The sequence below is a fragment of the Janthinobacterium sp. BHSEK genome (assembly GCF_056174685.1).
The window spans coordinates 56,241-65,188 of record NZ_JBWBYV010000008.1 but is presented as its reverse complement, the minus strand read 5'-3'; the positions used below and the strand labels follow the sequence as shown (position 1 = coordinate 65,188).

General features: G+C 56.4%; 8 protein-coding genes and 1 tRNA gene. All 9 read left to right on the top strand.

Annotated features, from left to right (window positions below):
• On the top strand, window positions 1-802 hold an 802-nt coding region (locus AC0V2Y_RS03635), incomplete at its 5' end, for an elongation factor Tu (protein WP_475413732.1).
• Between the two features lie 66 nt (window positions 803-868).
• Window positions 869-944: transfer RNA gene (locus AC0V2Y_RS03630), tRNA-Trp, on the top strand.
• A 32-nt stretch (window positions 945-976) separates the two neighbouring features.
• A complete protein-coding gene (secE, locus tag AC0V2Y_RS03625) occupies window positions 977-1,360 on the top strand; it encodes a preprotein translocase subunit SecE (protein ID WP_010394308.1) in 384 nt (127 codons plus the stop codon).
• Window positions 1,360-1,986 carry a transcription termination/antitermination protein NusG gene (gene nusG, locus AC0V2Y_RS03620; protein WP_076565135.1) on the top strand — a complete coding sequence of 209 codons (627 nt, stop codon included), beginning with the start codon at window positions 1,360-1,362 and terminating at the stop codon, window positions 1,984-1,986. Before secE ends, nusG begins: the two co-directional genes overlap by 1 nt.
• Before the next feature lie 114 nt (window positions 1,987-2,100).
• Entirely contained in the window at window positions 2,101-2,535 is a 435-nt protein-coding gene (rplK, locus tag AC0V2Y_RS03615; protein ID WP_034753131.1) for a 50S ribosomal protein L11, read from the top strand.
• Window positions 2,535-3,230 (top strand): 50S ribosomal protein L1, encoded by a 696-nt coding sequence (rplA, locus tag AC0V2Y_RS03610; RefSeq protein ID WP_034753134.1) that lies wholly within the window; start codon window positions 2,535-2,537, stop codon window positions 3,228-3,230. Before rplK ends, rplA begins: the two co-directional genes overlap by 1 nt.
• A 320-nt stretch (window positions 3,231-3,550) precedes the next feature.
• Window positions 3,551-4,090 (top strand): 50S ribosomal protein L10, encoded by a 540-nt coding sequence (gene rplJ / locus AC0V2Y_RS03605; RefSeq protein ID WP_034753621.1) that lies wholly within the window; start codon window positions 3,551-3,553, stop codon window positions 4,088-4,090.
• Window positions 4,091-4,157: 67 nt separating this feature from the next.
• Window positions 4,158-4,529 carry a 50S ribosomal protein L7/L12 gene (rplL, locus tag AC0V2Y_RS03600; protein ID WP_070223390.1) on the top strand — a complete coding sequence of 124 codons (372 nt, stop codon included), beginning with the start codon at window positions 4,158-4,160 and terminating at the stop codon, window positions 4,527-4,529.
• Between the two features lie 244 nt (window positions 4,530-4,773).
• Window positions 4,774-8,880 (top strand): DNA-directed RNA polymerase subunit beta, encoded by a 4,107-nt coding sequence (gene rpoB, locus AC0V2Y_RS03595; RefSeq protein WP_152254465.1) that lies wholly within the window; start codon window positions 4,774-4,776, stop codon window positions 8,878-8,880.
• Window positions 8,881-8,948: the final 68 nt, after the last annotated feature.

Genomic DNA, 8,948 nt, shown 5'->3' with positions numbered 1-8,948 from the left:
CATCATCGTGTTCCTGAACAAGTGCGACCTGGTCGACGACGCAGAGCTGCTGGAACTGGTTGAAATGGAAGTGCGCGAGCTGTTGTCGAAGTACGAATTCCCAGGCGACGACCTGCCTATCATCAAAGGTTCGGCACGTATGGCGCTGGAAGGCAAAGAAGGCGAGATGGGCGTGGACGCAGTGCTGCGTCTGGCCGATGCGCTGGATGCCTACATCCCAACGCCAGAGCGCGCTGTTGACGGCGCCTTCCTGATGCCAGTGGAAGACGTGTTCTCGATCTCGGGCCGCGGTACCGTGGTGACCGGTCGTATCGAGCGCGGCATCATCAAGGTCGGCGAAGAGATCGAAATCGTCGGCATCACCGATACCGTCAAGACGACTTGCACCGGCGTGGAAATGTTCCGCAAGCTGCTGGACCAGGGTCAAGCGGGCGACAACGTTGGTCTGCTGCTGCGCGGCACCAAGCGTGAAGACGTGCAACGTGGTCAAGTGCTGGCCAAGCCAGGCTCGATCAAGCCGCATGCCCACTTCACCGGCGAGATCTATGTTCTGTCGAAAGACGAAGGCGGCCGTCATACGCCATTCTTCAACAACTATCGTCCACAGTTCTACTTCCGCACCACGGACGTGACCGGTTCGATCGAGTTGCCAGCAGACAAAGAAATGGTCATGCCAGGCGATAACGTGTCGATCACCGTCAAGCTGATCAACCCGATCGCGATGGAAGAAGGTCTGCGCTTCGCTATCCGCGAAGGCGGTCGTACCGTCGGCGCCGGCGTGGTTGCAAAAATCCTCGCATAAGGAAATGTTATGCTTCCACCCGGGGCGTCCTGGGTGGTAGAATAGCACTCCTCGAAAGTTTTACGTAGGGACGTAGCTCAATTGGCAGAGCGTCGGTCTCCAAAACCGAAGGTTGGGGGTTCGATGCCCTCCGTCCCTGCCACCGTCAAGGTGCAGGGCACCGAAAGTAGAAAAATGTCAAATCAATCCGTGCAAACCGTTAGCACGTCGAGTGACAAGATAAAAGTCGCGCTGGCAATAGTAGCTGCGATTGCAGGAGTAGTCGGGTTTTATTACCTGGCAGGCCAACCAGCTCTGGTGCGTGCAAGCGCGCTTGTGGCTGGTTTGGTTATTGCTGTTGCGCTCTTGTATGTCTCGACGACCGGCCGTGAATTTCTCAATTTCGCCAAAGAAGCTGTGCGCGAAACCAAGAAAGTCGTGTGGCCTACCCGCAAAGAAGCCACGCAGATTACTGCGATCGTGTTTGCCTTTGTGCTGGTCATGGCGATTTTCCTGTGGGGCACGGATAAATTGCTCGAGTTTTTGTTGTATGACGTAATTCTGGGTTGGAAAAAATAATGAGCGAAAATGTGCATGATGAAGCGGCGGACGAGTCCGTTCCGGGCGACGCTCCGGTAGCGGACACTGGTGCAGCGCTGAGCGTGCCAGTGAGCAGCAAGCGCTGGTATGTCGTGCATGCTTATTCCGGCATGGAAAAAAGCGTCATGCGCGCACTGACCGAGCGCATCGAGCGCGCGGGCATGCAAGACCAGTTCGGCCAGATCCTGGTGCCGATCGAAGAAGTCGTCGAAGTCAAGAATGGCGTGAAATCCGTCACCGAACGTCGTTTCTATCCTGGCTATGTGCTGGTTGAAATGGAAATGACGGACGAGAGCTGGCACTTGGTCAAGAACACCAGCAAGGTTACCGGTTTCATCGGTGGCAAGTCGAACAAGCCGACGCCGATCTCCGCGCGCGAAATCGATGCCATCATGCGCCAGATGCAGGAAGGTGTTGAAAAGCCCCGTCCCAAAACCTTGTACGAGGTGGGCGAGCAAGTGCGCATCAAGGATGGTCCGTTTACGGACTTCAACGGCAATGTCGAAGAAGTCAACTACGAGAAATCCAAAGTGCGCGTCTCGGTCACCATCTTCGGCCGCGCTACCCCGGTAGAGCTCGAATTCGGCCAGGTCGAAAAAGTTTAAGTTGTATCAGCGCCACCAGGAGCGCCGCAGCGGTCTCAGCGAAATCCGGTCAGAGGAGCCCCGCCAGGGTAGGATCGGCGGGGCGCTACTACTCAATCCAAGATAGGAGCCATCATGGCAAAGAAAATCATTGGTTTTATCAAGCTGCAAGTGCCAGCTGGTAAAGCAAACCCATCCCCACCAATCGGTCCAGCTCTGGGTCAACGTGGTCTGAACATCATGGAATTCTGCAAGGCCTTCAATGCACAGACCCAAGGTCTGGAGCCAGGCATGCCGATTCCAGTCGTGATCACCGCGTTTGCGGACAAGTCCTTCACGTTCGTGATGAAGACGCCTCCAGCAACCTACCTGATCAAAAAAGCTGCTGCGATCACCAAAGGTTCGCCGAAGCCACATACCGACAAAGTCGGTACGCTGACCCGCGCACAAGCTGAAGAAATCGCTAAATTGAAAACCCCTGATCTGACCGCTGCCGACATGGATGCTGCTGTACGCACCATCGCTGGTTCCGCTCGTTCGATCGGTATCACGGTGGAAGGTGTTGTATAATGGCTAAGTTATCCAAACGTATCAAGGCTTTGAAAGCCAAAGTCGACCGTACCAAAGTGTACGCCTTCGACAACGCTGTCGCTCTGATCAAAGAGTGCGCAACGGCCAAGTTCAATGAATCGATCGACGTATCGGTACAACTGGGCGTTGATCCTAAGAAATCCGACCAAGTGGTGCGCGGCTCCGTCGTGCTGCCAGCTGGCACCGGCAAAACCGTACGCGTGGCAGTATTCGCGTCGGGCGAAAAAGCGGAAGCTGCCAAGGCAGCTGGCGCCGACATCGTCGGTATGGAAGACCTGGCTGAGCAGATCAAAGCCGGCGACATGCCTTTCGATATCGTTATCGCTTCGCCAGATACCATGCGTATCGTTGGTACCCTGGGTCAGATCCTGGGCCCACGCGGCATGATGCCTAACCCGAAAGTCGGCACTGTTACTCCTGACGTCGCTACCGCCGTGAAAAACGCGAAAGCCGGTCAAGTTCAGTACCGTACCGACAAGTCCGGTATCATCCACGCTACCATCGGCCGTAAATCGTTCGCTGACGCAGATCTGAAATCGAATCTGGTCGCACTGATCGACGCACTGAACAAAGCCAAGCCAGCATCGAGCAAAGGCGTGTACCTGCGCAAAGTTTCGCTGTCGTCGACCATGGGCGCTGGCGTCCGTGTTGACCAGGCTAGCCTGGCAGCTTAAGTAACAGAATCAAGTCCTGTAGCGCCTTCGGGCGCTGCGGGCGCATCTTTGGGCTGTCTGCCCGGTGTCCGCACCAGGCAGGCAGACAATCAAAGACCGTTGGGCCGACTGCGATCGCACATGCAGAAGGTTAATAGGCTTGCCGGCAACGGCAAGTGCCCAACGCAGATGGTGTACCCGAACAAGTTTTGTAGTCCTCATGCTGCGTGAATCCATCCGCTCAGTTTAGTACTTCTTGACTTCGGACGCCGTGTTCGAACCGATGCAAGGCGCTCAACCACTCGGTTGTGATTGCCGAACATCATTTAAGGAGGTTGACCGTGAGTCTCAATCTGAATGACAAAAAGGCCGTCGTCGCCGAAGTTTCCGCACAAGTAGCAAATGCGCAAACGATCGTCGTGGCCGAATATCGTGGCATCCAGGTTGGTCACTTGACGCAACTGCGTGCTAAAGCGCGTGCCCAAGGCGTGTACCTGCGTGTGTTGAAAAACACTCTGGCTCGTCGCTCCGTTGAAGGTACCGCATTCGCCAGCCTGGCAGATGCCATGACCGGCCCGTTGATCTACTCGATCTCGGCCGATGCCGTTGCAGCAGCTAAAGTCATCGCTGACTTCGCTAAAACCAACGACAAACTGGTCATCAAAGCAGGTAACTACGCAGGCAAGCCGCTGGATACAGCTGCTGTCACCGCGTTGGCGAGCATTCCTAGCCGTGAAGTCCTCATTTCGCAGTTGTTGGGCGTTATGCTGGCTCCGGTTTCGGGCTTTGCACGTGGTCTGGCTGCCCTGGCAGCGAAAAAAGGCGAAGGCGCCGAAGCTCCTGCAGAAGCAGCAGCAGAAGAAGCCCCAGCAGCCGCTTAATTGCGCGCGCTTTTTTCTCTCAGTACCAATCTGATGTAACTAACGTAATAAATTTAGGAGTTTCAAAATGGCAATTAGCAAAGACGATATCCTGGAAGCAGTTAGCGCCATGTCCGTAATGGACCTGAACGACCTGGTTAAAGCATTCGAAGAAAAATTCGGCGTGTCCGCAGCAGCGATGGCTTCGGCCGGTCCTGCAGCAGGCCCAGCAGCAGCTGCTGAAGAGCAAACCGAGTTCAACGTTGTTCTGGACACCTTCGGCGCAAACAAAGTTGGCGTCATTAAAGCAGTTCGCGAAATCACCGGCCTGGGCTTGAAAGAAGCTAAAGACCTGGTCGATGGCGCACCAAAAACTGTGAAAGAAGCAGTGTCGAAAGCTGACGCTGAAGCTGCAGTGAAGAAACTGGTTGAAGCCGGCGCAACCGCTTCGATGAAGTAATATCTGTACTGGCGTCAGTTAGCGCCCGAGTCAAAGTCTGAGGTTTCCCCTCGCAAGGGGGGAAATCCGACTTTGGCTCCTTTGTCGTCTGCATCGTATTTGTCATGTAGTTGTAGCAGCAGTTTTTATTCGATTCAAGCCGGAAAGCAGAGCCTTGAGGTTTCGTCTGTGTCACACGCAGCGGTGCAAACGAACACTTGCAAAACCTGAATTTTCTATCCTTTCTGTCACTCACGGAGTGTCCATGCACTACTCATTTACTGAGAAGAAACGCATTCGCAAATCATTCGCGAAGCGCGCCAACGTTCACCACGTTCCGTTCCTGCTGGCGACCCAGCTCGAGTCTTATCATAGCTTCTTGCAAGAGGACATAGCACCGTCCGGCCGCAAGAATGATGGCCTGCAGTCGGCTTTCACCTCGATTTTCCCTATCGTGTCGCACAATGGTTTTGCGCGTCTCGAATTCTTGTCGTACGTTCTGGGCGATCCTGCCTTTGACGTCAAAGAATGTCAACAACGTGGCCTGACGTTCGCGTCGCCGCTGCGCGCGAAAGTGCGCCTGGTGATCCTGGACAAGGAATCGCCAACCAAGCCCGTCGTCAAAGAGATGAAGGAACAGGAAGTCTACATGGGCGAATTGCCGCTCATGACGACCACCGGTTCGTTCGTGATCAACGGCACGGAGCGGGTTATCGTTTCCCAGTTGCACCGTTCGCCTGGCGTGTTCTTCGAGCACGACCGCGGCAAGACTCACTCGTCCGGCAAGCTGCTGTTCTCCGCGCGTATCATTCCTTACCGCGGTTCGTGGCTGGACTTCGAGTTCGACCCGAAAGACATCCTGTTCTTCCGCGTCGACCGCCGCCGCAAGATGCCAGTGACGATTTTGCTCAAAGCCATCGGCATGTCGCACGAGCAAATCCTGGCCAATTTCTTTGTCTTCGACAATTTCAACCTGCGCTCCGAAGGCGCGGAAATGGAATTCGTCTCCGAGCGTCTGCGCGGCGAAGTGGCGCGTTTCGACATCGTCGACAAGTCGGGCAAGACCCTGGTGCTGAAAGACAAGCGTATCAACGCGAAACACGTGCGTGATATCGAAGCTGCCGGCATCAAGCACATTTCCGTACCTGAAGACTACCTGCTGGGCCGCGTATTGGCGAAGAATATCGTCGATGGCGACACCGGCGAAGTCGTCGCTTCCGCGAACGATGAGCTGACGGAAGACCTGCTGGGCCGCCTGCGCGATGCCAACATCTCCGAAATCCAAACGTTGTACACCAACGACCTGGATCAGGGCGCCTACATCTCGCAAACCCTGCGTATCGACGACACCGCCGACCAGATGGCTGCGAAAGTGGCGATCTACCGCATGATGCGTCCAGGCGAACCACCAACGGAAGACTCCGTTGAAGCGCTGTTCAATGGCCTGTTCTACAACTCGGACCGCTACGACCTGTCGGCCGTGGGCCGCATGAAGTTCAACCGCCGCATTGGCCGCGATGAACTGACGGGCGCCATGACCCTGTCGAACGAAGACGTGCTGGCCGTGATCAAGATCCTGGTGGAACTGCGCAATGGCCGCGGCGAAGTCGACGATATCGATCACCTGGGTAACCGTCGCGTACGTTGCGTGGGCGAACTGGCCGAGAATCAATTCCGCGCCGGCCTGGTGCGTGTTGAGCGCGCCGTCAAGGAACGCCTCGGTCAAGCCGAAGCGGACAACCTGATGCCGCACGACCTGATCAACTCGAAGCCGATTTCGGCCGCGATTCGCGAGTTCTTCGGTTCGTCCCAGCTGTCGCAGTTCATGGACCAAACCAATCCTCTGTCGGAAATTACCCACAAGCGCCGCGTATCGGCTCTGGGACCCGGCGGTCTGACACGCGAACGCGCCGGCTTTGAAGTGCGCGACGTGCATCCGACCCACTACGGCCGCGTCTGCCCGATCGAGACACCGGAAGGTCCGAACATTGGTCTGATCAACTCGCTGGCTCTGTACGCCCGCCTGAATGAATACGGCTTCCTGGAAACCCCGTACCGCAAGGTCGAAGGCTCCAAGATTACCGATCAGATCGACTACCTGTCCGCCATCGAAGAAGGCCGCTACATCATCGCCCAGGCGAATGCGACCATCAACGACGAAGGCATGCTGTCCGATGAACTGGTCTCGGCCCGTGAAGCCGGCGAAACCATCCTGGTATCCCCAGAGCGCATCCAGTACATGGACGTGGCGCCGGGCCAGATCGTTTCCGTCGCTGCCTCGCTGATTCCGTTCCTCGAACACGATGATGCGAACCGTGCATTGATGGGCGCCAACATGCAACGCCAGGCCGTGCCTTGCTTGCGTCCGGAAAAAGCGCTGGTCGGTACCGGTATCGAACGCACCGTTGCGGTCGACTCGGGCACCACCGTGCAAGCCCTGCGTGGCGGTATCGTCGATTACATCGATGCGGGCCGTGTCGTGATTCGCGTCAACGATGACGAAGCGCAAGCTGGTGAAGTGGGTGTCGACATCTACAACCTGATCAAGTACACCCGTTCGAACCAGAACACCAACATCAACCAGCGTCCTATCGTGCAAGTGGGCGACCGCGTCGCCAAGCGCGACGTGATCGCCGACGGCGCATCGACCGACCTGGGTGAATTGGCGCTGGGCCAGAACATGACCGTGGCCTTCATGCCATGGAATGGTCTGAACTTCGAAGATTCGATCCTGATCTCGGAAAACGTCGTCAAGGACGACCGCTACACCTCGATTCACATCGAAGAGTTGTCGGTGGTGGCCCGTGACACGAAACTGGGCGCGGAAGAAATTACGCGCGACATCTCGAACCTGGCTGAAAATCAGCTGGCACGTCTGGATGAGTCCGGTATCGTCTACATCGGCGCGGAAGTGCAGGCAGGCGACACCCTGGTCGGTAAAGTGACGCCAAAAGGCGAAACCCAGCTGACCCCGGAAGAGAAGCTGCTGCGCGCGATCTTCGGCGAAAAAGCGTCGGACGTGAAAGACACGTCGCTGCGCGTGCCTTCGGGCATGATCGGTACCGTGATCGACGTGCAAGTCTTCACCCGTGAAGGCATCGTGCGCGACAAGCGTGCCCAGCAAATTATCGATGACGAACTGAAACGCTTCCGTCTGGACTTGAACGACCAGATGCGTATCGTGGAAGGCGATGCCTTCCAGCGTCTGGAAAAAATGCTGATCGGCAAAGTCGTCAACGGCGGCCCGAAAAAGCTGGCCAAAGGCGCCAAGATCACCAAGGAATACCTGGCCGATCTGGACAAATACCACTGGTTCGACATCCGCCCTGCGGACGACGATGCCGCGGTAGCGCTGGAAGCGATCAAGGAATCGATCAACGAGAAGCGTCACCAGTTCGATCTTGCCTTCGAAGAGAAGCGCAAGAAACTGACGCAAGGCGATGAGCTGCAACCAGGCGTGCAAAAAATGGTCAAGGTTTACCTGGCCGTGAAACGCCGCCTGCAGTCGGGCGACAAGATGGCGGGTCGTCACGGCAACAAGGGTGTGGTTTCCCGTATTGTTCCTGTGGAAGACATGCCATACATGGCCGACGGCACGCCAGCCGACGTTGTGCTGAACCCGCTGGGCGTTCCTTCGCGGATGAACGTTGGTCAGATTCTCGAGACGCACTTGGGCTGGGCTGCCAAGGGTCTGGGTATCCGCATCGGCGAAATGCTGAAGGCGCAAACCAAGGTCGAGCAAGTGCGCAAGTACCTGACGACGATCTACAACGACAACGGCCGCGCGGAAGAGCTGGATAACTTCGACGACGAAGAGATCATGAAGCTGGCGGAAAACCTGAAAAAAGGTGTTCCGTTCGCTACGCCAGTGTTCGACGGCGCGAATGAAGAAGAGATCCGCCGCATGCTGGACCTGGCGTATCCGGACGACATCGCCAAGAACTTGGGCATGACCGCATCGAAAAACCAGGTGACCATGTATGACGGTCGCACCGGTGAAGCGTTCGAGCGCAAGGTCACTGTCGGCGTCATGCACATGCTGAAACTGCATCACTTGGTCGATGACAAGATGCATGCGCGTTCGACCGGTCCTTACTCGCTGGTGACGCAACAGCCACTGGGCGGTAAAGCCCAGTTCGGTGGTCAGCGTTTCGGTGAGATGGAAGTCTGGGCACTGGAAGCGTATGGCGCGTCGTATGTCTTGCAAGAGATGTTGACCGTCAAGTCCGATGACGTGAATGGCCGTACCAAAGTGTACGAGAACCTCGTCAAGGGCGACCACGTGATCGACGCCGGCATGCCGGAATCGTTCAACGTGCTGGTCAAGGAAATCCGTTCGCTCGGTATCGATATCGACCTCGAACGCAACTAAACGACAGCACCCTGTCATTTGGTTTGGGAAACACAAAGCCCGGCTGGGAAACCACGCCGGGCAATGTA